The following is a 22,760-nucleotide window of genomic DNA, read 5'->3' as shown; positions in this document are numbered from 1 at the left end:
CATCACCGTTCAGGGGGGCGAGCATCAGTGTGATGCTGCCGGGGTCAGCGGCTGGGTTGTCGCCTGCGCGAATCCGTTCTTCGCGAGCATGGGAAGGATCTCGGCGCCGAGCACGGTGAGGTCGTCCTTGAAGTCGGGCATGATGAACACCGCTCCGTCGAGGTCGGCATGCTCGATCATGTCTGCGAGCTGCTCGCTGATCGACTCGACGGAACCGGCGACCGTGCCGGTGCTAATCGCTGTCGCGTTTGCCCAGTCCTCGTTGTCGTGGCTCTTCGACGTGGCGTCCTTCGGCTTTCCGCCCCACTCGGCCGCCATGTTGGCGAGAGCCTCGACGTCGCGACCCGCGTTGAAGTGGTCGATGCGACGCTGGGCGTCCGCGTCGGTGTCGCCGGGGATGACCATGAAGACGCAGTACGTCTTGAGCTTGTCGCCGTTCTCCTGGGAGATGCGACGAGCACGCTGGCCGATCTCGACGACCGAGTCGCGTGAGGTGCCCTCGAACAGCACGCCGTCGAGGTTCTTCGCGACGAAGGCAAGTCCGGTGTCAGACGTCGCCGCGCAGATCATTTGCGGCATGCCCTGGATCGGTTTCGGGTCTGACTGGCAGTCCTTGAGCGTGAAGTACTCGCCCTCGAAGTCGACGGTCTTCTCGGTCCACAGTGCACGAACGATCTCGACCCACTCGGTGGCGCGGCGGTACTTCTCGGCGTTGTTCAGGTCGAGGCCGAGTCCCATCTGGGACTCGGAGACGCGGTTGCCGCCGGCAACGATGTTCAGCCCGGTGCGCCCGTTGCTGATCTGGTCGGCGGTGGCGATCATCTTGGCCGCGATGGCGGGGTGGAGCATCGAGGTGTTGACGGTGGACCACACGCCGATGTCCTTGGTGGCGCCGGCGAGACCGGCCGCCGTCGTGATCGACTCCAGGTTCACGTCGAAGTGCTTGCTCGTTCCGCCATACCCGCGCCAGACCGCCTGAGAGAGCGTGAAGTCGAATCCGAACGACTCGGACAGCTGGGTCGCCGCGAGGTTGGACGCGTAGCTCGCGTCGATGAGCGGAGCGTTGGCCGAGGGGATCCAGCCGCCGCTGCCGACGGGGAGAAATACGCCGTATTCGATGTTCTTGCTCATGATGGGGTCCTTTGTGGGAAGGGAGAACGTTAAGAGGTGAGGGAGCTCCGGGGCATCCGCTAGATGACGGCGACGGCGTCGATTTCGACCACCGCTCCCGGCAGAGCCAGCCCCGCAACAACGACCATCGCGCTGGCGGGAGGAGTCAGCCCCGCGAAGCGTGCCTGACGCGCGGCGACAATCGCACTGCAGAAGTCGAGGTCGGTCGTGTACGCGGTGACGCGAACGACGTCTGCGAGGGTCGCCCCGGCGGCGGCGAGGATCGTTTCGATCTGGAACCAGATGCGCTCGAGCTGGGTGTCAAGGTCGTGCGGACCGACGATGGAGCCATCGACCGACAGAGCGAGCTGGCCGGCGACGTAGATCGTTTCGCCACTGGCCCGCACGGCGGGAGAGAACGAAGCGTGGGTATACAAACCCTCGGGGATGACGGCGGTTCCGCTCACAAGATGCCTGACTTTCTCGGGCGCTTGGCTACCCGGATTGAATATATTCGAATATATATAATCTGTGATTCGTGCAGAGGTCCGGTGTGTAAACGTTCGCGAACGACCGTGTAACCGGCATGTTTCGAAGCTATGAGCGCCTATGAATCGGCGGGGGCGTCATCCCGCAACATCACGATGACCTCGATCTCAACGAGCAGATCGGGGTCGGCGAGCCCGGCAACGACGAGGAACGTACTGGCGGGAAACTGCCCCGCCTCGAACTGACGTGCCTTGCCCTCACCGATGACCTGCATGAACCGCGCGTCGGTGGCGTACGTGGTCAATTTGACGACATCGGTGATGGATGCCCCCAGGTCGGCGAGAACCGCGTGGATGTTCTCCCACGTCTTCTCGACCTGCACGGCGATGTCGCCCTTGCCGACGACCTGCCCGTCGAGATCCCACGCGACCTGCCCGGTGACGAACACGGGAGTCCCCGGCAGCACGCGCGCGTGACTGTAGCCGGACACTTGTCGAACCCCGGTCGGGTTGATGATGATGCTCACTGGGGGTACTCCTTGGGATCGGGCGGTGCGTATCGGGCAGAACAAGTACGGGTGGGACGGCCGGATGACCCGGGGCTCGGTCAGAGCGATTCGGCGAGCTCCTGCTGAGCCGAACGAATCATGACCTCGACGGCGTCCCAGGTGGGAGTCTGGTGAGCCATCGTGGCGGCGACGAGCGCGTCGGTGTCGTGACGGCGCAGGGCGTCGAGAATCTGGCGGTGCTCCTCGATGCCCTCGTGCAGGCGGTTGGGGGCGGCAGTGCCGAGCGCCGTGCGCAGAACCTGGTTGGTCGCCACGCGCAGCGAGTCGAGCATCGACTGCACGCGCGGAGCGCGGGCGGCGTGGCTGAGGATCTCGTGGAACTCGGCGTTGAGCTTCACGTACTCGCGTGGGTGCTTTTCCATGCGCACCTGCAGCGCTTCCATCGTGGCGATCTCCTCGTCGGTGATGCGGGTTGCGGCCAGTCGCACACACACCGGCCAGAGCGCGTCGAGCAGCAGCCGGATCTCGATGAACTCGTCGAGGTCGATCGACCGCACCATCGCACCGCGGTGCGCATCCATGCGGATGAGCCCCTCCGCGGCGAGGTCCCGCAGTGCCTCGCGAACCGGGGTAACGCTCACGCCGAGGGAGCTGGCGATGTCCGACTGTCGCAGGCGAAAACTGGGCGGGAGAATGCCCTCGATCACCGAAATGCGCAGGGCTTCCCGCACGCGTTCGTGCACTGTCTTGCCGATCATCGCATCGGGAGATGGAATCTGCTCAAGGACCGTTGAATCCGTCATTCCCAGCGACATGGTGACCTTCCGATTGTGCAATAAATATTGTTTTCGTACCGTAACCCATTCCATCCGGTCACCGAAGGGGGTCCTGAGCCTGAGCTGACAAATCTTTAGAAAACAGGTCGGTCACGCGCTCCGAGGCCTCGCGGAGCACCCGTAGGCCGCTCGCGATACCGGGAAACGCCGGGAACGCGTGCATCACGCCGTCAACGAGCAGCGTCTCGGTGGAGACGCCGGCCGTGGTCATCCTGCCCGCGTAGTCGAGGGCCTCGTCGCGCAACGGGTCGGCGCCCGCAACGATGACGGTCGCGGCGGGCAGATCCGCGTAGTCCGTGAGCGCGGCGGGCGTGACATCCACCTGTCCCCGCAGGTTGTCGGGGGCGTACATGCTCCAGAACCAGCGCATGTCGTCGGCGGTGAGCAACAGGCCGTTCGCGTTGTCGACGTACGAAGCGCGGTCGAAGTCGCAGTCGAGCACCGGGCAGATGAGCAGCTGCTGGATGACACGGGGCGCGAGCCCGTCCCGGGACCGGCGCGCGAGCACCGCGGCCAGGGCACCTCCCGCGCTGAGCCCGGCAACACCGAGGGCGGACGGCAGCGTCTCGGCGATGCCCGGGGCGCCGGCGGCGACCCAGTCCAGCACGAATGCGCCGTCGTCGAGGGCGGCGGGAAATGGATGCTCCGGGGCGAGGCGATAGTCGACGCTGACGATGGCCACTCCGGCGCTCTGCGTGAGCTCGCGGCACACACCGTCGTTGATGTCGAGACCGCCGAGGGCCCAGCCGCCGCCGTGGAGGTAGACGAACGTCCCCACCGGCTCGGAGTTCGTGGGGAGGTACAGGCGCACCGTGAGCCCGTCCGAACCGGGAACGACGAAGTCGCGGGAGACGACGGCGAACGCCGCCGCGTTCACCGCGGGCACCGGGCTGGCGGCGCGCGCGTCCTCGATCGTGCCGAGGTGACGGGGTGGGGCAACGGACCCGGCGTTCGCGATCGTGATGGCCGCCATGATGGCCGCTGCATCCGGGTCGCTCAGCCGGGGATCGGTGAGCGGCATCACTGCCCCACTTCGTCGAGCAGTGTGGTCTCGGTCGACAGCAGGACCGCCAGGTGCGACATGGTCGACCCCTCGGGAGCGCCGTGCCAATGTTCGTCACCGGCGGGGACGACCACCACGTCACCCTTCTCAACAGTGTGCTCCGTCGTGCGGTCGGCGACGATGCCGCTTCCCTTGGTGATGACGAGGATCTGCTCCTGGGCGTGACGGTGCCACACCGTGCGGGCGCCCGAAGTGAACGTCACTTCAGACATCAGCACGGAGTCGACGTCATCCCGCCCCACGATGGGACTCACCAGCACCTGCCCGCGGAAGATCTCCGCATCAGCTACCGCGAACCTGCGCAGTGCCGGCCTCACCATCACCATGTCGGAATTCCTTAGACCGCGGTCGGCATCTGCTGAGCCATCGCCTTGCGCGACTCCTCGTGCAGGGTGTCGATCAGTTCCTTCTCGTAGTCAGCGAACTGGGGCGTCGTGATCATGCCGACCTCGCGCGGACGCGGCAGGTCGATTTTGATGTCGAGACGGACGGTCGTCGGACGGGCACTCAGCACGATGACGCGGTCGGCGAGATAGATCGCCTCGCGGATGTCGTGGGTGATGAGCACGGCCGTCCAGGAGTTCTCGGACCAGACGCCCTGCAACCACGACTGCATCTCGAGGCGCGTGAGGGAGTCGAGGGCACCGAACGGCTCGTCCAGCAGCAGCACATCGCGACTCTGCACGACCGTGCGCAGGAGGGCCGCGCGCTGGCGCATTCCACCGGACAGCTCGAAGGGGTGGGCGTTCTCGAACCCGGCGAGGCCGAACGTGGCGAAGAGGTCGGCGGCTTTTGCGCGCGCTTCCTTCTTCTTCATCCCACGCACCTCGAGGCCGAGGGCCGTGTTCTCCAGGATCGTGCGCCACGGGAACAGCAGGTCCTTCTGCGGCATGTAGGCGAAGTGTTCGCTCTCGCCCGTGACGACCTTGCCGTCGACGAGGACCTCACCGGAGGTCGGGGTCTCCAGGCCGGCCATGATGTTGAACATGGTGCTCTTGCCGCAGCCACTGGGGCCGATGACCGCGACGAACTCCCCGGGCTGGGCGGAGAACGAGACGTTGTCGACGACGTGACGGGACTGGCCCTGGGCCAGCTGGAACGTCTTGGCCAGGTTGCGGAGTTCGATCTTGGGCTCAACCACGACGACTCCTCCTTTCTTTGGAGTGCCACGGAATGATGAGGCGTTCGACCACGAAGGTCAGGAGGAACAAGCAGATGCTGACCGCGGCCGTGACGAACACGGCGGCGAGTACAAGGTCTGTACGGAACGAGTTCTTCATCATCGACATGTAGATACCGAGGCCATTGATGGCTCCGACGTACTCGGCGAAGATGGCGCCGGTCACGGCGTAGGTGATGCCGATGCGCAGCGCGGTGAAGAACGCCGGCAGTGCGGACGGGAGACGAACGTAGGTGAACTGCTTCCACCGGTTTGCCCCCATGCTGCGCAGCAGATTGGTGGCTTCCCGGTCGGTGGAGTTGAAGCCGTCAATGAGACCGACCGCCACGGGGAAGAAGGTCACCAGTGCGATGACGAGCACCTTCGGAAGCAGACCGAAGCCGAACCAGATGATGAGCAGCGGCGCCAGCGCGATCACGGGGATCGTCTGGGATGCCACGAGCAGCGGCAGGAGCGCCCGGCGAAGCAGCGGCGAGAAGTCGATGATGATCGCGAGGATCCATCCGACCGCGAGAGACACCGCGAATCCAATGGCCGTCTCCTGCAGCGTGGGAACGGTGTTGAGCCAGATGGTGTCGCGGGCGATCCATCCCTGCTGAATGATGCGCAGCGGCGAGGGCAGCACTGTCGGCTTTGTGCCGGTGGCGGTGGCGATGATCTGCCATGCAATCAGCACAACAAGAACGATCACGATCGGTGGCAGCGCGATGGCCACCATGTTCCGACCGCTCCGTCGTGGCTTGCGTGCCCTCGGTGGTGTGACGATGTCGCGATCACCCGCCCGGGTAGTTGCAGCAGCGCTCATGGGGATAGCTCCTAGCGGTTGAGGGGGCGTACTACTTGGTGTCAGTGAGGTAATCGTTGGTGAACATGGTCGACGCGTCCGGAGCAGCGGTCAGCTTGTTGCCGTCCGCGTCCACGAGTAGGCCAGCCTTGAACATGTAGTCGGAGAATGCCTGCCACTGTTCGGTGGTCTGCGTTCCGACGACGCCGGCGGCGTCCTTCAGGTAGTTCGCGCTCAGTTCTTCCTGGCTCTTGTAGACGAGCTGCTCGTCCTCGAAGACTCCGGGGTTCTGATCGATGAGGATTTTGGCGGCTTCCTTGGGGTTGTCGGCGGCGAACTGGTAGCCCTTCTGGAGAGCGCCAACGAATGCCTTTGCGGCATCCGGGTGATCCTTGAGCCAGCCGTTGTTGGCGTTGACGACAACGCTGTAGAGGTCCGGCACACCGTAGTCCTGGAGGTGGAAGAACTTCATCGGCGTGCCCTTGAGCTCGGCGTCGAGGCCTTCCCAGGTCTCGAACGCACCGACGAAGTCGACCTTGCCGGCGTACAGCGCCTCGTAGGCCGAGGTGCCGAGCGTCACGGACGTGAACTTGCCCGTACCACCGTCGTTCGTGATGGCGTCGGTCGCTTCCTTGATGTAGCTCTCGGAGCTGCCGGCGTTACCGAAGATCTTGCCGTCGAGGTCCTTGGGAGACGTGATGTCGGTCGCCGTGGCGAGAACACCGATCGAGACGGGGTTGTGCTGGAGGACTGCGAACACCGAGGTGTTGGCGACGCCCGTCGCGGTCGCGAAGGTTGCCGTGTCCTGGAACGAGATGCCGAAGTCTGCGGCTCCCGAGTTGATCAGGGTGTCGGTTGAGCTGTCGCTGTAGGGCAGGACGGTCAGGTTGATGCCCGCGTCCTTGAAGTAGCCCTTTTCGATGGCGACGTACAGGCCGGTGTGGTTGGTGTTGGGGGTCCAGTCCAGTGCGAACTTGACGTCCGTCGTTGTTCCCGATCCCGAGCTACTGCTGCTGCTACCGCTGGTGTCAGCGCATCCGGTCAACGCCACGAGGGTGGCGAGAGCGGCTGCACCGACGGCGTAAAGGCGTCGATTCATGAGTGAATCCTTTCGTCTTGTCGTCTAGGCAATGGAGTGATGCAGTGGTGCATACCGTGCTGTGGTGCCGGGAGCTTTCCGGGGTCGACGAACCTGAGGCTGTTACGGTCGTCTGCCAGGAAAGGGGAGGATCCGCGAACGTCGCCACCGGCGCGAGCGGCGACCGGATGCGCGCATCGGGCGGAAGATATGCCACTGGGGATCACGGGTCACCTCACTTCGGGTTGCGGCCCACGCGTGCGGATGCACACGGGAGCCGAGGTAGCTATGCCATACGGAAGTGGGAGACTTGGCGAAAATGTCGAGCTAGCCGTGACTGCGGTGTCACCATTCGGGACGATCAAGACCGACGACACAGAACGCGTGCGGGTGACGCCCACCGGGATGCGCGTCTGCCGATCTAATAAAATATATGTTCGTCTATGCCTATTACGGCCCAGTGTCGCAAGTGTTAAGTGATTGTTTCGTCCCTATGAGCCTGCTGATTCGCGAGAATTTCTCGGTCGGCGGTGGAGGACAGGGAATGCTTGATCAGCTCAGTAGAGGTCGGCCACGACAGACGCCGCTGCGGCGAGGATCGCACCGGAGGCCACGGCGGCCGTGACATCCTCGATTTCCGGCGACAGGAAACGGTCGCTGCCAGGGCCCGCAACATCGATCCGCACGCGGTCACGCACGGCGCCCGTTGCCGGTCCCGCCGCCAGGGGTGCGCGCAGATCGAGCGCCCGGGAGGCAGTCATGACCTCGATGGCGATCACGCGCGTGAGCCCATCGAGAGCGGTCAGGAGCTTGCGGGCGGCGGCCCACCCCATGGACACGTGGTCCTCCTGCATGGCGCTGGAGGGGATGGAGTCGACGGATGCCGGGACCGCGAGCCTCTTCAGCTCCGAGACGATTCCCGCGGCGGTGTACTGGGCGATCATGAGCCCGGAGTCGACACCGGCGTCGTGAGCCAGAAATGCGGGCAGTCCCTGGTTACGTGCGGGATCGAGCATGCGGTCGGTACGCCGCTCGGACATGCTGGCCACATCGGCCACCGCAATCGCAAGAAAGTCGAGCACGTACGCCACGGGTGCGCCGTGGAAGTTGCCGTTCGACTCCACACGCCCGTCGAGCGTGATGACGGGGTTGTCGACGGCGGAGGCGAGCTCGCGCGACGCGATGAGCGTCGCGTGGGTGAGGGTGTCGCGTGCGGCCCCGTGCACCTGGGGCGCGCACCGTAGCGAATAGGCGTCCTGCACCCGCGTGCAGTCAGGCCCCTTGTGACTTGCGACGATCGGGGAACCATCCAGCATGCGACGGATGTTGGAAGCGGATGCCCCCTGGCCGAGCTGCGGCCGCAGGCGGGCGAGATCATCGGCGAACACCGCGTCGGTGCCGAGCAGCGCCTCGACGCTCATGGCCGCCGCGATGTCCGCCGTGGTGATGAGCTTCTCGAGGTCGTGGATGGCGAGGGACAGCATGCCGAGCATGCCGTCCGTGCCATTGATGAGGGCGAGCCCCTCTTTCTCCGCGAGCAGCACGGGAGAAATGCCCGCAGCCGCAAGGGCGTCGGCAGCGGGCATGAGCTCACCCGAGGCATCCCGCACCGTCCCCTCCCCCATGATGGAGAGGGCGCAGTGGGCCAGGGGCGCGAGGTCTCCCGAGCAGCCGAGCGAGCCGTACTCGCGCACGACGGGGGTGATGCCGGCGTTGAGCACGGCGGCATAGGTCTCGGCGGTGACCAGGCGGATGCCGGTGCGGCCGGTGAGCAGCGTCGACAACCGCAGGAGCATGAGGGAACGCACCACCTCGCGGTCGACCTCCGCGCCGGAGCCCGCGGCGTGCGATCGAACGAGGCTCTGCTGCAACTGCACGCGGCGGTCCGCCGCGATGAACGTCGTGGCGAGCGCGCCGAAGCCTGTCGAGATTCCGTAGTGAGGTTCGACGTCCGTGGCGAGTTCTTCGACGATGGCCCGGCTGGCGGTGATCGCCTCGCGCGAGTCATCCGCAATCCTGATCTGCGCACCGTAGCGGGCGACGGAAACCAGCTCGTCGATGGTGACGGGACCAATGCCGACCGTAATCGTGTCGACCGAAACCGTGTGGGGGAATGCGCCATTACTCATGACTCCATCTGACTCCATCGTTCGCACGCGGGCGTAGTCTTTCGCGAGGATGCTGTCTCGTCGGTGAGACAGGTGGACGAGGAGATGGCGCGGTGGCCGAGTCAGGCGAGATCGGCGGGTCAGCAGTGCGCACGGCACGGAAGCCCGCCGCGGTTCCTGCGGCCCGGCAGACCCTGGGAATTCTGCAGTACCTCGCGGCGCAGCGCGGACCGGTTGCCGCGTCCACGATCGCCGCGGCACTGAGCCTGCCCCGCTCGACGGTCTACCGCCTGCTGTCGGTGCTCGAGGAGTTTGGCTTCGTGCTGCACTTTCCCGAGGCGCGGCGGTACGGCATCGGGATCGCCGCGTTCGAGATGAGCTCCGGATTTTCCCGGCAGGAACCGCTGTCGCGGCTGGGTGGCCCCATCCTTGCGAACCTCGTGGACGAGATCGGCGAGAGTGCGCACCTTGCGGTGCTGCACGGGCGCGATGTGATCTATCTCGTCGAGGAACGCGCACCCCGGCGCCCCGCGCTGGTGACCGACGTCGGCGTGCGGCTGCCGAGTCACCTCACTGCCAGCGGCCGGGCACTTCTTGCCACCCTGCCCAAGTCGCAGGTGCGTGCGCTCTTCCCCAACGCCGACGCGTTCGCCCAGCGCACCGATCTGCCGGGGATCCCGACCTCCAGCTACTACCAGCTGACCAAGGTTCTCGACGAGGTACGGGCGCACGGGTATGCCGCAGAAGACGGCGAGGTGACAGAGGGCATGGCGTCGGTCGCCGTAGCTGTGCGCGACCACACGGGCTGGCCTGCCGCGGGGATCGCGGTGACGTTTCCGCGGGAGAACATTCCCCGGGACGCGTGGCCTGAGCTGGCGACCGAAGTACAGCGCTACGCGTCCGAACTCACGCGGCGCATCCGCGGAAGCGGCAGCTAGTCGGGGAAGCCTAGGATGACGGCTCCGCTCTCCACGAGTTCGTCGATGAACTCGTCGGAGGGGGTTTCGGGGCCGAAGAATTCCTGGAACACCACTGCACCGACCAGCTGCGCGTACTGGCGCTCCGTTGCCGGTGCCACCGTCTCGTTGAAGGCTGCGAGCCACTGTGCGTTGAGGGCCGGTTCCGAGCCATCCGCTGCCTGCGACTGCTTTCTCTCGGCCACCATCGCGATCGATGCTGCCGCGACGATCGGGTTGGCGTTGCCGTCCCGGATCATCAGGAGGAAACGGCGAAGGCGCTCGCGCGGCGACTCGTCGGTTACCTCGGGAACCACCTCCTGGTAATACGCGAGGGCGTCGACGAGCAGGTTCTCGATGGTGCCCCAGTGGGACTGCAGCGTCTTGCGGGACACCTCCGCCGCCTCCGCGAGGGTGCCGAAGTTCAGCTTGTGCGCCTCACGCGACGAGTACATTCGCCGCGCGGTCTCGAGAACGTGAATACGGGTGCGGGCAACGCGCGGGTCGGGCCGGCGCTGGGTGCCACGCGTAGCGTCTCGTTCCACCTGGTCACTCATCGAAAGTCTCCTCGGTCATTCATCACAGTCCGTCCTGGGACGTCAGCACCGTGAGAGTGAGACCCGCGACGATGCCGTGTAGGTAGTGTGTGCCAATTTAATAGGGATCATCAACAACAACCCACTGCGCCTGGGGACACACAGTACTGGTTTCCCGGGCGCTACGGCCGATCGAACTTTTTCTCGTGTTATCGGCGGGGGTCTCGCGCGGTGCTAGCGTACGAATGGTCGGGCACGCAAAGGGGCATCAGAGCATGAGTATCGCCAGCACGAAAGCCCTCGATGAGTACAACGCGTTCGGCCCCTGGGTGTCCGAGGTGCGCACGCCGGACGACATTCCGCCGCTCTTTGCCCCCGCGTCCATCGACGTCACGACCAGCACGCTCGTGCTCAAGTTCCCGCGCCCCGAGAGCCGCCGCGACCTCGTCGCCGGCATGAACCTCTACGACCTGCTCGTGGACGTGCGGCACGACGCCGTCGTCATCCTCCGCCGCGACGGCGACACCTTCGCCACCCGCCGGATCGCCCTCGACGAGATCGCCGTGCTGTCGAGCGGTGCAGACCTCCTGGACGGCAGACTCGTACTCCAGCTCACCAGCGGCGAAACCTACTCCGCGCCCTACAACGGGTCGTCGTCCGCCACCGTGCGCCGGCTGGTCGACACCGTGCGCGGCCTGATCCCCGAGCGACCGGCGCGGATCAGGCTCGCCGCCGACGCGGCATCCACGCCCCTCACCATGCCCCTCGCCCTGGACGAACTCGGCCGCGACGACGCCTTCTTCACCAACACCATCAACGACTTCGCGCTGCGCGAGCCGCGACTGACGTTGCTGGGCGCCCACGGACGCCGGGTCGTCGCACCGCTCGGCGGTGGGCTGCGGCGAGCGCTGCGGTCCCTGCGTCCGATGACCCTGCACGGCGCGGTGCTCGCGCTGACTCCCACCGAGCTCGCTGTTCTGTCGAGAACGAAGTGGATGACCCGCGAAGGGGCACCCGCGGCGTCGATGGTGCGCACCGTTGTGAGCCTCGCGTCCATCACGGCGGTGCGGTCACGCGACCACGAGTCTTACGAGGGCGTGACCGTCATCACCATCGTCTCCGTCGGTTCCGAGCTCGAGCTGTTTCTCCCCACGGGGTCCGACGCGGAGCGGGCGCTGCCACGAGTCTGAGCCCGCCCCGGGTCATCCGCTTTCCGAAACTATTCGGTGATCTCGGCGATCGGGACGACGATCGCGCGGCCGATGACGTGCGTCAGCATGTTGAACGCGAGGAATGTCGGCGTCGAGTCCGCCGGGATGTCGATCGTCGGCACGTCGAGGGCGTGCACGGTCACGAAGTAGCGGTGCGGACCGTGTCCGGCGGGCGGGGCGCCACCGATGAAGCCGACCTGGCGGGCGTCGTTGGGCAGCTGGAACGCCGGGGCGGGAAGCAGGGCTCCGTCCGCGGCGCCGGCGCCGGCCGGAAGCGAGGTCACATCGGCGGGGATACCCACGACTGCCCAGTGCCAGAAGCCTGCCTGCGTGGGTGCATCGGGGTCGTACACGGTGATGGCGTAGCCCTGCGTGCCCTCCGGCGCTCCGCTCCACGACAGCTGCGGCGACACGTCGCCTCCACCCTCGACGCCGAACGCTCCGGACATCTGCGCGGGCGCGAACTGCACGCCATCGGCCACATCAGTGCTGGTAACGGTGAAGGACGGAACCTCGGGGATACGGGCGAACGGGTCGTTCTCGGTCATTGTTGTTCTCTCTTCTGCGGGTGGATGGGTCGCGGATCAGGTACGGGTCAGGTGCGGGGACGACGGCGAACGAGGTTCAGCATCGTCTGGGACATCACGATGTCGCCGGACTGGTTCATCAACTCGATCGCGGTGTGCAGCAGCCCACGGTCGGGTTTCGACGCCGACGGGCGTGCGGCGACAACGGTGAACCGGGCAGTCAGGGTGTCCCCCGGGCGAACCGGCAGGCGCCAGCGCAGGTCGTCCACGCCGGGCGACCCGAGGCTCGTGCGCTCGTTGAGAAAGTTGTCGACCATGATGCGCATCATCATCGCGGTGGTGTGCCACCCGCTCGCGATCAGCCCGCCGAAAGGGCCGGTGCCCGCCGCGCTGGTGTCGGTGTGCATGAGATGCGGGTCGAAGGCCACCCCGAAGGCGACGATCGCCTCTTCCGTCACCTCGTAGGCGCCGTACTCTGCCGAGATGCCAACCTCGTAATCCTCGAAGTAGCGGTCGGCCAGCGGCACAGCGAAAGCATTATTCATGTCACGTCAACTCTACGCACGAAGGGCTGACACTCACTGGCACGAGGGCTGCGGGCGGATGTCCCGGTCGTTATGCTTCCCGCATGGAGCGAGTACTCGGCATTGGTGGTTTCTTCTTCGCGGCACGGGATCCGGCGGCGCTGACCGACTGGTACGCGACCAACCTCGGCGTGGAGCCGCCGCCCGACCTGTACGGCGGTGACGTGTGGCACCAGCAAGCCGGTCCCACGGCGTTCGCCGCCATGGACGGGGACGAACCGACCCTCGAGGGGAAGACGTGGGCCATCAACTTCCGGGTGAGGAGCCTCGACGCGATGGTCGACCAGCTGCGCCAGCGGGGCATCCGCGTCACCGTCGACGACACGGAGTACCCGATCGGCCGGTTTGCCACCCTCACCGACCCCGAGGGCAACGCGGTGCAGCTCTGGGAGGCGAGCGAGACTAGCGCTCGCTGAGCTCCAGCTCGCGGGGGTGCACGATCGCGTCGACGAGGGCGCCGTTGCGCCAGACCGTGATCTCGATGCGGCGTCCGATGGCGTTCTCGACCATGAGGCGCTGCACCGCCGTCGCGTTCACGATGCGGCTGCCATCGAGTTGGATGACGATGTCCCCGCGGTGGATGCCTGCCTGATCGGCCGGGCTGCCCACGATGACCGAGCCGACCTGCATGCCAGTGGGCGAGTCGACCTTGGCGGCCACATCCGGTGGCAGGGGAACCTGCACGCCGGCAATACCGAGCCACGCCCGGCGCACCCGCCCGAATCTGGTGAGGGTGTCGATGATCTCGAGCGTCGTGGCGTTGATGGGCACCGCGAGCCCGAGGCCCACGCCGGCGACCGCGGTGTTGACCCCGACCATGCGGCCGTGGCCGTCGGCGAGCACTCCGCCGCTGTTGCCGGGATTCAGCGCAGCGTCGGTCTGCACCACCTCGTCGATGACCCGGCCGACCTGCGTCGGGAGGGAGCGCCCGAGACCGGACACGATGCCCGCCGTCACACTCCCAGCGAGACCGTGTGGGTTGCCGAGTGCGACCACCAGCTGACCGACGCGGAGAGTGGATGCATCGCCAAACGTCACCGGATCGGGCGTCGGGCCCGACGCCCGCAGCACGGCGAGATCGGAGAGCGGGTCTGCCCCGATGACGGCGGCCTCGGACTCGCGCCCGTCGGCGAACGCGACCTCGACCCGGCGGGCCCCGGCCACGACGTGGGCGCTGGTGAGCATCAGGCCATCGGCGCCGATGACGGATGCGCTGCCCATCCCCGCGCCCCGGGAGGTGCGCACGGAGACACTCGCGACGGACGGCAGAACGGCGTCCGCTACGCCCATCACCGTGGTGGAGTAGGCGTCAAAGATTTCGTGATCGTTCATGCATCCATCTCACAACGGGTGATGGACGCGGTGGGGTTGCTTCGCTCACGGCGTACGGCGGGAGAAAAAAGCACGCGGCGGGAGCTATAACTCCCGCCGCGTGCGACGATCTCCCGCCAAAGCCTGCGCTAACTCCCGCCGGCCGGAATCTCGCGAGAGATTGCAGGGATCGGCGGGAGTTGCGCGGGGTGGCCGGTACTAGCTGGCGACCGACTCGCGGTGCGGCAGCTTCCAGCCCGGACGGACGTAGTGGCAGGTGTACCCGTCGGGGTAGTTCTGCAGGTAGTCCTGGTGCTCGGGCTCGGCGAGCCAGAACGGTCCAACGGGCTCGACCTCGGTGACGACCTTGCCGGGCCACAGGCCCGATGCGTCGACGTCGGCGATGGTGTCGCGGGCTACGCGCTCCTGCTCGGCATCGGCGTAGTAGATGGCCGAACGGTAGCTGCGGCCGCGGTCGTTACCCTGGCGGTTCTTCGTCGACGGGTCGTGAATCTGGAAGAAGAACTCCAGCAGGTCACGGAAGCTCGTCTGCTCGGGATCAAACTCGATCTCGAGCGCCTCGGCGTGGTCGCCATGGTTGCGGTAGGTCGCGTTGGGGGTGTCGCCACCGGTGTACCCGACGCGCGTGGAGATGACGCCCGGGCGCTTGCGCACGAGCTCCTCGACGCCCCAGAAACATCCTCCGGCCAGCGTTGCCTTCTCTGTCTTTCCACTCATCGTGCGGCCTCCTCGGTCGTAAACAGGCTGCGGAATTCTCCGTAGCCCTCCTTCTCCAAATCCTCGACCGCGACGAATCGCAGTGCGGCCGAGTTCATGCAATAGCGAAGTCCGCCGCTTTCGCGTGGACCATCATTAAACACGTGCCCGAGGTGGCTGTCACCGTGCACGGACCGAACCTCGGTGCGGGTCATCCACAACATCCGGTCCTTCTTCTCGACCACGTTGGCCGGGTCGATCGGACCGGTGAAGCTGGGCCACCCGGTGCCACTGTCGTACTTGTCGGTCGACGAGAACAGCGGCTCGCCGGTCACTACGTCAACGTAGATGCCAGCGTCCTTCTTGTCCCAGTAACGGTTGCGGAAGGCAGGCTCGGTGTCGTCCTCCTGGGTCACGCTGTACTGCGTGGGGGTGAGGCTGGACAGCGCCTCTGCGGTCTTGCGGTACTCGGTCGGCACGGGTTACTCCTTCTCGTACGGCCACCACTGGCTGCGGTGATCTTGACTCTGATGGGTATAACGCCGCGGTGTTCGCGGAAGTTCCCGGGCCTCGCGTAACCCACAGCGCGCTCACAGATTCGCGCGCGGGGGCGCCCACCACTGCGGATCCCGGGGCTCGCACGATAGGTCATACTGGCTCTAGACGCCACCTCACCGGGCAAACAGGTGCGCCATCTAGGGTTGAGACGGTGCCAACCCAATCACTGCAGCCCGACTCATCCGCCCTCCCCACGACCGCCGACCGACCGGGCTTTGTGCGCGTGCGCGGCGCCCGCGAAAACAACCTCAGGGACGTGGACGTGGATGTCCCGCGTGACAGTATCGTCGCGTTCACGGGTGTCTCGGGGTCGGGTAAGTCGTCCCTCGCGTTCGGCACGATCTTCGGCGAAGCGCAGCGGCGGTTCCTGGAGTCGGTGGCCCCGTACGCGCGCAGGCTCATCGCGCAGGGAAGCACCCCGCACGTCGACGAGATCACCGGCCTGCCGCCGGCCGTCGCCCTGCAGCAGCGGCGCGGCGCTCCCAGCTCGCGGTCGACCGTCGGCACCCTCACCACGCTCTCGAACCTGACCCGCATGCTGTACTCCCGTGCCGGCACCTACCCGAGCGACACCACCGAACGGCTCTACTCGGACTCGTTCTCCCCCAACACCGCGACCGGCGCGTGCCCGCGCTGCCACGGCCTCGGCATCGCGCACGACGTGACAGAGCGCACCGCCGTGCTCGACCCCAGCCTGAGCATTCGCGACGGGGCCATCGCCGCGTGGCCCGGAGCGTGGCAGGGCAAAAACCTGCGGGACGTGACGGCCGGCCTCGGCTACAACATCGAAGTGCCGTGGCGTGAGTTGCCCCAGGCAGACCGCGACTGGCTGCTGTTCACCGACGAACAACCCGTCGTCGAGGTGACGCCCCAGCGCGACCGCGTCGCCAAGCCCTACAAAGGGCGCTTCTGGAGCGCGAAGAGCTTCATCATGCACACGCTCGCGGACTCCAAGAGCGAGGCACAGCGCACCCGCGCGCAGCGTTTCGTCGAGACATCCCGCTGCAGCCTCTGTGGCGGAAGCGGCCTGACCCGCGCGGCCCTCGCCGTGACGTTCGCCGGTCTGAACATCGCCGAGCTCAACGGTCTGTCGCTTGCCGCCCTCGCCGAGGCGCTGCGCCCCACCGCATCGCTGCGGGATGCCCGCGTCGCCCGGCCGGAGGTCTCCTCCGGCGAACTGACCGAGGTCGCGGTGACGATCTCCGCGGACCTTTTGCAGCGCGTCGAGGTGCTCGTGAGCCTCGGCCTCGGCTACCTCAGCCTCAACCGCGCGACGCCAACGCTCTCGCCCGGCGAAATGCAGCGCCTGCGCATCGCGACCCAGCTGCGATCGGGCCTCTTCGGCGTCGTGTACGTTCTCGACGAGCCATCCGCCGGCCTGCATCCCGCCGACGCCGAGCCGCTCATCACCGTGCTTGAGGAGCTGAAGCGATCGGGCAACTCCGTCTTCGTCGTCGAACACAACATGGACGTCGTGCGCCACGCGGACTGGATCGTCGACGTCGGCCCCGGTGCCGGAACCGGCGGAGGCTCCGTGCTGTACAGCGGGCCGGTCGCCGGTCTCGACGGAGTCACCGAATCGGTGACGCGCCCCTTCCTCTTCCCCGCCGTCTCCGATGACGTGGAGCCGCACGAGCCCCGCGTTCCCACCGGCTGGCTCGGCCTGCGCGGCATCACCCGCCACAACATCCAGGATCTGGACGCGGATGTCCCGCTGGGCGTGTTCACCGCCGTCACCGGCGTCTCCGGATCCGGCAAGTCCACGCTGGTCAGCCAGGTGTTGGCGGATGCCATCACGTCCCGGGTGCGCGGTGGCGGGTCATCCGCCCTCCCCTCCTCCACCGCCGCGGTGGACCAGGCGGATGACACCGATCCCGGCGAGGCCGACCTCGACCTTCCCGCGGTGACAAAGATTGACCGGGTGCTGGGCATTGACGCTGTCGACCGTCTCGTGCAGGTCGACCAGAAGCCGATCGGGCGCACTCCGCGGTCCAACCTCGCCACGTACACCGGGTTGTTCGACGCGGTGCGCTCCACCTTCGCCGCGACCCCCGACGCACGCGAGCGCGGCTACGACGCCAGCCGGTTCTCGTTCAACGTGGCCGGCGGACGCTGCGATGTGTGCCTGGGCGAGGGCTTCGTGTCCGTCGAGCTGTTGTTTCTTCCGGGCAGCTATGCGCCCTGCCCCGAGTGCGGAGGTGCGCGCTACAACAGGGAAACCCTCGAGGTGCTGTACCACGAGGCATCCATCGCGGACGTCCTTGCCATGACCGTCGACGAGGCCGCGGGCTTCCTCGACGAGATTCCCGCCGCCTCCCGCGCGCTGGAGACCCTGCGCAACGTCGGCCTCGGCTACCTGCGGCTGGGGCAGCCTGCAACGGAGCTCTCCGGCGGCGAGGCGCAGCGCATCAAGCTGGCGACCGAACTGCAGCGCGTGCGGCGCGGCCACACCGTTTACGTGCTCGATGAGCCAACCACGGGGCTCCACCCGGCGGACGTGCGGCTGCTGGTCGAGCAGCTGAATGGACTGGTGGATGCCGGGAACACCGTCGTTGTCGTCGAGCACGACATGCACGTGGTTGCCGCAGCCGACTGGGTGATCGACATGGGGCCATCCGGCGGCGACGAGGGCGGCCGCATCGTGGCAACCGGAACTCCGGCCGAGGTGGCCCACAACCCGCGGAGCCGGACGGCCCCCTACCTCGCGGTCGCGCTGCAGAGCTAGTCGCGGCTACTCGTCTTAATCGCCGAAGGGCGCCTCACCAGTATCGGTGAGGCGCCCTCGTGACGGGGTGTTACTAGCGGGTCGACACCGCGATGGCCGCGTGTCCGGCGCGCGTTGCGGTGAGGCCGCGCACGTCGAGGCTCACGGTTCCACGCGGGGTGGACGGCGTGGTGAACTTCATTGCGAAGCTACCCGAGCCTGACGCATGTGCGGTTGCAACCGAGATGCGCTTTCCGCCGTAAGTGAGTACGAGCGGCTCACCGGGAACCAGGCCCTTCACCGTGACGGTGAAGGCGTTGCCGGGGGCCACGGAGGAGCGGGAAAGGCCGAGTCCGAGAGACTTCGACTTCGCCACGACATACGTCGCGGTGGCGCCGGTGCGCTCGGTGGTCGATCCCACGAACAGCAGAGCCTGCTTGCCCTCGGTTACGTCGCCAGCGATGGAGAAGCGGGCGGAACCCACACCCTTCGCGTTAGCAGTTCCCGTGTAGACGGTCTCGCTGTGCATGCGAACGTAGAAACGCTCGTTCGGTGCAAGGCCAGTGGCCGTTGCCGAGATCGTCGAACCCTGGACGTGGAGTCCGGGGGTCGTCGTTGCGGCGAAGGTCTTGGCGGGCAGCGGGGTGTTCGTCGGCGTGCCGGTCGGGGTGGACGTAGGCGTTGCCGTCGGCGTCGCGGTCGGCGTGGCCGTCGGCGTTGCCGTCGGGGTCGACGTTGCGGGCACGTGGTTCGAGTGAATCGTCACAGCGTCAACGAGCGTGCCGACGGGCTTCGCGGCGGTCGCGCCGCTGTCGGGTCCACACCACGCAACCTTGGCGAGCTCGACAGCAGCGTTCGGCGCGGCACACGTGCCGCTACGAAGGTTCTCGACGACAAGCTTGTCGTTCTTGACCTGCACCTTGACGTACGTACGCACGTGCTCCTGGTTTTCGACCGAGTTGTACCAGTAGCTGGCCGGGTTCAGCGCGTCAGCGCCGTTTCCGGCACCGGAAGTACCGCTCGAGTCGGGAGCCGTGATGTCGTAGTACTTCGAGCCGGAAGACGAGTTGGCGGTCACGTAGAGCACGCCGCCGGGGCCCGGGTAGACGTCAGCCTGGCCGGGCTTCTCGGCATCGTTGGCCTTTTCGCCGTTCTTGATCTCGTAGCTACGGGTGTAGCTGTGGTCGTGACCCTGCAGAACGAGGTCAACGCCGAGCTTGGAGAACGTGGTCGGGAAGTCGACGCGGCGAACCTTGTTGTCGCCGTCCTTTGCGTGGTCCGCAGCGGAGTAGATCGAGTGGTGGTACACGAGCACCTTGTATTTGGCGTCGGCGCCGTGCGCGTTGATGACGTCGGTCACGTAGCTGAGGTGAGCAGCGTCACCGCCACCGCCCTGGGTGGTCGCGTAGCTGTTGCTGTTCAGGTCGATGAACAGAACGTCCTTGTACATGTACCAGTAGTCGCCACCGGACGTGTCCGACGTCGGGGTGCCGTTCGAGTACAGCGCAGCGGTCTTGCTCGCGTTGGGCACCGTGAAGTGCTGCTCGTAGGCCTTGCCACCAACGTCGTGGTTACCGATGGTCGCAGAGTAAGGAACCTGGCGAAGTGCGTCGGGCGCGAGGAATGCATCCCACTGCGCTTCGGTGTTCGCGGTCTCGACCTGGTCGCCGCCCGAAACGAGAAGCTCAGCGTTCGGGTTGGCCGCGGTGGCGACCTTCAGCGTGTCGGCCCATCCTGCGCCGTCCATCGCGACGTTTCCGGATGACCCGATCTGCGGGTCACCGAGGAACAGGAAGTCGTAGTCGCCGTCGAAGGACTGCGTCTTGAAGGAGTAGGTGGCGGACCAGTTGCCCACGGAACCGACCCGGTAGGAGTACGTGGTGTTCTCCTTGAGTCCCTTCACCGAGGCGTTGCGGTTGAAGGTGCCGGCCGCGGCGGTGGTGGTGTTAGCAGCGCCGGAGGCAGAGAACAGCGTTGCGGTAGACGGGTACACGTCGCCAACAACGGCGGACGACGGTGCCAGCTGCACAAACTGCACGTTGTCCGCGGAGGAGTACCAGGAAACGATCCGCTGGGTCTCGGTGGGGCCAACGCCCAGCACGATCCCGGTCAGGTTCGCGGTGCCAGCGGCCATTGCCGGAGTGGCGGCAATGCCGGCCACGGCAAAGGTCGTGCAGAGTGCAACGGATGCAGCAAGCCACATCGACGCGCGCTTGGGCGCACGCCGCGTGGGGCTTTCTGATTCGGACAGATAGAACATGGATGTCCTTCTTCTTGAGTAAAGGGAGGGGGAGCGAGCACCGCGCAGAAATGAAAACCGCAGAATGCGAGCACTACCCAGAGTTCTGTCCGCGCATGAACGTCGGTTGAACAACTGCCCCCATCCGGGTGGCGTTGCCCCGAACTTTCACAGTGAACTCAGAGCTGAAACACACGCTCTACAAACCAGATCAGGCCAGCGACCGACACCACGACGGCGATCGCGCCCGTGACCCAGCGTCCGACCCGGGGCGTACGCCGACGCAGCAGCATCAACAGCGGGAACACGATCGCGATGATCGTCAGCTGCACGGCTTCAATACCCACGTTGAAGACGAGCAGCGACCACAGCAGGGTCCACGACCAGGGCTCATCGATGCCGAGCGCGCTGGCAAAGCCCAGGCCATGCACCAACCCGAACACGAATACGGCAGCCAGTCGCAGCCATCCGGCGCGATCGAGCCCGAACGTGCCACGGGTCGTGTCGAAGTCGTTTGCTTCGTCGCCGCGACGCCAGAGCCGCCAGAGATACCAGGCGGCCACCGCGGTGATCGACAGGGCGATCACGGGCTCAACAAAGGCGGCGGGCACGGAGACGACCCCGGTGGCAGCAAGAATGAACGTCACCGAGTGGGCGAGCGTGAAGGCCGTTGCCGCCAGCACCACCTCACGCAGCCGGCGCGAACCGGCGATCAGCGCGAGCAGAAACAGGATGTGGTCGAGCCCTGTCAGCAGGTGCTCGGCCCCCAGCCGAAAGAACTCCCAGAACCGTTCCCCCGTGCTCTGCTCCGTCGAGAACGTCGGCTGCTCCGCGTCGAGTGCCGCGCTGCCGGTGTGCTCGTCGATGTCATAGGTGAGAATCGTCTTCGTTCCGGTGACGAACTGCTCGGAGTCGGGGAACAGGCTGCTCGCCACGGTGTGGTCGCCACTGGGCTTCCCGCACGCGCTGTCGAGCACGAGGGTCACGTACGGCGCATCCTGTTTGATCGACATCGTGAGATCGCCGGTAATGCTCGGCACGCACACCTCGCCACCCGACGACACTGTAAAGCGCGGGCTCACGTAGGCGAGGACCGTGTCCAGATGGTCGCGGAGAACGGATGCCTCGGCCGAGGCATCCCCCGAATCAAACGCGTCCGTCCCGTCCTGGAACAGCGCCTCGTCCTTCTGGTCGTCGGCGGCAGACACAACGAGCAGGTCGTATTCCAGCTGGAGCGTCGTGACGACGTGGCCCTTGGCGCCGGCGCTGACGTCCGCGTAGACAACCGAGGTAAAGCCGTGCGCTGCCGCAGGACCGGCGCCCATGATGCCGACAATGACAGCCGCGGCCCCGACGAAGAGGGCAAGTACAGAACGTCGCGAACCACGCGGCATGGGTCTCCTTTGGTCGGCCAGCAGCATTTCGCGGATAGATGAACGACGGGAAGACAACAGGAAAACGACTGCACAACTGTCGCGTCGTCAACTGGCGCTCCGGACCGATCTCCAGCAGAGTGACGCTGCACCCTTTGCTCACCCCGCTCTACCGAAGGACGGTTTTCCTTGCGCTCCCCTCGACGGACAGCTGCCCTGCTTACGACCTCCACACTCGCCCTGGCGCTGCTCGCCGGGTGCGCCGCCTCGACCGGCGACTGGACCAAGCCCCATCCCACACCGACGGCTGTCGGCGCGGTTGGAGCGGGTTTCATCCCGTCGTCGACGCCCAGCCCCGAGGCGACCATCAACCCGGCGCCCGGCTCGTGGGACGGCGTACGACCCTCCGACGGCTACCGCGTCGTGCTTCTCACCGCCGGCACCGATGCGCCCGCCAAGGCTGTGGCGAAGGCCGTCGTCGACTGGGCCAAGGCCGCGCACGTGGACCTGCGCACCGTGGCTGCCGACGACAACCACATCGACGGCATCGTCGAGGCGATGGACCTGAAGCCCGACCTCATCATCACGGCGGGCAACGACCTCATCGATGCGCTGGCGACCGTCACCGCGAGCAACCTGCACCAAAACTTCCTGGTGGTCGGAGCGGAAGTCGCCGAGCCGACGTACAACGTCACCGCAGTTGACTGGTCCGGGGCGTCTTTCCGCGGCGAGGGACTCGGGGCGTCGTCAACTTTCGACGAGAAGTCGTTCACCCCCAAACGCACCGCTGCGGCCGTGCGGGCAGGTGTCGCCTCCGTACTCGTCGATATGACGGGCATTGTGCTCTGGATCGAGTAAATCGCGACTCAGCGACGACCGCCGTCGATG

Annotated in this window: 23 protein-coding genes; 5 read left to right on the top strand and 18 right to left on the bottom strand. The window is 66.3% G+C overall.

Annotated elements, in window-relative coordinates; genetic code table 11:
* Positions 1 to 24: 24 nt before the first annotated feature.
* From HB677_RS15715 to hutH, 10 genes are all read right to left on the bottom strand, one after another.
* Positions 25 to 1,131 (bottom strand): LLM class flavin-dependent oxidoreductase, encoded by a 1,107-nt coding sequence (locus HB677_RS15715; RefSeq protein WP_213816685.1) that lies wholly within the window; start codon positions 1,129 to 1,131, stop codon positions 25 to 27.
* A gap of 59 nt (positions 1,132 to 1,190) precedes the next feature.
* Positions 1,191 to 1,577: a RidA family protein gene (locus HB677_RS15710; protein WP_213816684.1), complete on the bottom strand. Its 387-nt coding sequence runs from the start codon at positions 1,575 to 1,577 to the stop codon at positions 1,191 to 1,193.
* A gap of 140 nt (positions 1,578 to 1,717) precedes the next feature.
* Positions 1,718 to 2,125 (bottom strand): RidA family protein, encoded by a 408-nt coding sequence (locus HB677_RS15705; protein WP_213816683.1) that lies wholly within the window; start codon positions 2,123 to 2,125, stop codon positions 1,718 to 1,720.
* A gap of 80 nt (positions 2,126 to 2,205) precedes the next feature.
* On the bottom strand, positions 2,206 to 2,910 hold the full coding sequence (locus HB677_RS15700; protein WP_213816682.1) for a GntR family transcriptional regulator: 705 nt from the start codon (positions 2,908 to 2,910) through the stop codon (positions 2,206 to 2,208).
* Positions 2,911 to 2,980: 70 nt separating this feature from the next.
* The gene (locus HB677_RS15695; RefSeq protein ID WP_213816681.1) at positions 2,981 to 3,964 is read right to left on the bottom strand and encodes an alpha/beta hydrolase; all 984 of its coding nucleotides are present in this window, start codon (positions 3,962 to 3,964) and stop codon (positions 2,981 to 2,983) included.
* Complete coding sequence (locus HB677_RS15690; RefSeq protein ID WP_213816680.1) at positions 3,964 to 4,332, bottom strand: cupin domain-containing protein; 369 nt, start codon at positions 4,330 to 4,332, stop codon at positions 3,964 to 3,966. The genes HB677_RS15695 and HB677_RS15690 overlap by 1 nt, the downstream gene beginning before the upstream one ends.
* Before the next feature lie 11 nt (positions 4,333 to 4,343).
* Positions 4,344 to 5,147 carry an ABC transporter ATP-binding protein gene (locus HB677_RS15685; protein WP_213816679.1) on the bottom strand — a complete coding sequence of 268 codons (804 nt, stop codon included), beginning with the start codon at positions 5,145 to 5,147 and terminating at the stop codon, positions 4,344 to 4,346.
* A complete protein-coding gene (locus HB677_RS15680) occupies positions 5,140 to 5,991 on the bottom strand; it encodes an ABC transporter permease (protein ID WP_255546670.1) in 852 nt (283 codons plus the stop codon). The genes HB677_RS15685 and HB677_RS15680 overlap by 8 nt, the downstream gene beginning before the upstream one ends.
* A 31-nt stretch (positions 5,992 to 6,022) precedes the next feature.
* Positions 6,023 to 7,069, bottom strand: coding sequence for an ABC transporter substrate-binding protein (locus tag HB677_RS15675; RefSeq protein ID WP_213816678.1), 1,047 nt, complete (start codon positions 7,067 to 7,069; stop codon positions 6,023 to 6,025).
* A gap of 536 nt (positions 7,070 to 7,605) precedes the next feature.
* On the bottom strand, positions 7,606 to 9,177 hold the full coding sequence (gene hutH, locus HB677_RS15670) for a histidine ammonia-lyase (RefSeq protein WP_213816677.1): 1,572 nt from the start codon (positions 9,175 to 9,177) through the stop codon (positions 7,606 to 7,608).
* A gap of 92 nt (positions 9,178 to 9,269) precedes the next feature.
* On the opposite strand from hutH, the gene HB677_RS15665 reads away from it, so the two are divergent.
* Positions 9,270 to 10,094: an IclR family transcriptional regulator gene (locus tag HB677_RS15665; RefSeq protein WP_307852624.1), complete on the top strand. Its 825-nt coding sequence runs from the start codon at positions 9,270 to 9,272 to the stop codon at positions 10,092 to 10,094.
* Here HB677_RS15665 and HB677_RS15660 read toward each other — a convergent pair.
* Complete coding sequence (locus tag HB677_RS15660) at positions 10,091 to 10,669, bottom strand: TetR/AcrR family transcriptional regulator (RefSeq protein WP_213816676.1); 579 nt, start codon at positions 10,667 to 10,669, stop codon at positions 10,091 to 10,093. The two genes, HB677_RS15665 and HB677_RS15660, sit on opposite strands and share 4 nt — an antisense overlap.
* A gap of 254 nt (positions 10,670 to 10,923) precedes the next feature.
* Here HB677_RS15660 and HB677_RS15655 point away from each other — a divergent pair, with 254 nt between their 5' ends.
* Positions 10,924 to 11,838, top strand: a complete 915-nt coding sequence (locus tag HB677_RS15655; RefSeq protein ID WP_213816675.1) for a hypothetical protein — start codon at positions 10,924 to 10,926, stop codon at positions 11,836 to 11,838.
* Between the two features lie 29 nt (positions 11,839 to 11,867).
* On the opposite strand, the gene HB677_RS15650 is transcribed toward HB677_RS15655, so the two are convergent.
* Both HB677_RS15650 and HB677_RS15645 read right to left on the bottom strand, forming a co-directional pair.
* Positions 11,868 to 12,407: a YbhB/YbcL family Raf kinase inhibitor-like protein gene (locus HB677_RS15650; RefSeq protein WP_213816674.1), complete on the bottom strand. Its 540-nt coding sequence runs from the start codon at positions 12,405 to 12,407 to the stop codon at positions 11,868 to 11,870.
* Positions 12,408 to 12,454: 47 nt separating this feature from the next.
* Positions 12,455 to 12,931: a MaoC family dehydratase gene (locus HB677_RS15645; protein WP_213816673.1), complete on the bottom strand. Its 477-nt coding sequence runs from the start codon at positions 12,929 to 12,931 to the stop codon at positions 12,455 to 12,457.
* Between the two features lie 83 nt (positions 12,932 to 13,014).
* On the opposite strand from HB677_RS15645, the gene HB677_RS15640 reads away from it, so the two are divergent.
* The gene (locus HB677_RS15640) at positions 13,015 to 13,386 is read left to right on the top strand and encodes a VOC family protein (protein WP_213816672.1); all 372 of its coding nucleotides are present in this window, start codon (positions 13,015 to 13,017) and stop codon (positions 13,384 to 13,386) included.
* Here HB677_RS15640 and HB677_RS15635 read toward each other — a convergent pair.
* From HB677_RS15635 to msrB, 3 genes are all read right to left on the bottom strand, one after another.
* Positions 13,373 to 14,302, bottom strand: coding sequence for a S1C family serine protease (locus tag HB677_RS15635; RefSeq protein WP_213816671.1), 930 nt, complete (start codon positions 14,300 to 14,302; stop codon positions 13,373 to 13,375). The two genes, HB677_RS15640 and HB677_RS15635, sit on opposite strands and share 14 nt — an antisense overlap.
* Positions 14,303 to 14,500: 198 nt before the next feature.
* Positions 14,501 to 15,019, bottom strand: a complete 519-nt coding sequence (gene msrA, locus HB677_RS15630) for a peptide-methionine (S)-S-oxide reductase MsrA (RefSeq protein WP_213816670.1) — start codon at positions 15,017 to 15,019, stop codon at positions 14,501 to 14,503.
* A complete protein-coding gene (gene msrB, locus HB677_RS15625) occupies positions 15,016 to 15,477 on the bottom strand; it encodes a peptide-methionine (R)-S-oxide reductase MsrB (RefSeq protein WP_213816669.1) in 462 nt (153 codons plus the stop codon). The genes msrA and msrB overlap by 4 nt, the downstream gene beginning before the upstream one ends.
* A gap of 230 nt (positions 15,478 to 15,707) precedes the next feature.
* Between msrB and HB677_RS15620 the strand changes: the two genes are divergently transcribed.
* Positions 15,708 to 18,281, top strand: a complete 2,574-nt coding sequence (locus HB677_RS15620) for an excinuclease ABC subunit UvrA (protein ID WP_213816668.1) — start codon at positions 15,708 to 15,710, stop codon at positions 18,279 to 18,281.
* Positions 18,282 to 18,354: 73 nt separating this feature from the next.
* Here HB677_RS15620 and HB677_RS15615 read toward each other — a convergent pair whose 3' ends face one another.
* Both HB677_RS15615 and HB677_RS15610 read right to left on the bottom strand, forming a co-directional pair.
* The gene (locus tag HB677_RS15615) at positions 18,355 to 20,520 is read right to left on the bottom strand and encodes a metallophosphoesterase family protein (RefSeq protein WP_213816667.1); all 2,166 of its coding nucleotides are present in this window, start codon (positions 20,518 to 20,520) and stop codon (positions 18,355 to 18,357) included.
* A gap of 158 nt (positions 20,521 to 20,678) precedes the next feature.
* Positions 20,679 to 21,893, bottom strand: coding sequence for a HupE/UreJ family protein (locus HB677_RS15610; RefSeq protein WP_213816666.1), 1,215 nt, complete (start codon positions 21,891 to 21,893; stop codon positions 20,679 to 20,681).
* A 168-nt stretch (positions 21,894 to 22,061) separates the two neighbouring features.
* Between HB677_RS15610 and HB677_RS15605 the strand changes: the two genes are divergently transcribed.
* Positions 22,062 to 22,730 carry a hypothetical protein gene (locus tag HB677_RS15605; protein ID WP_213816665.1) on the top strand — a complete coding sequence of 223 codons (669 nt, stop codon included), beginning with the start codon at positions 22,062 to 22,064 and terminating at the stop codon, positions 22,728 to 22,730.
* Positions 22,731 to 22,760 lie beyond the last annotated feature (30 nt).

The organism is Glaciihabitans sp. dw_435 (genome assembly GCF_018449675.1).
In the GTDB taxonomy this organism is placed as follows: domain Bacteria; phylum Actinomycetota; class Actinomycetes; order Actinomycetales; family Microbacteriaceae; genus Glaciihabitans.
Note: the sequence above shows the minus strand (reverse complement) of the source record. Positions and strands in the feature narration are given on the sequence as shown.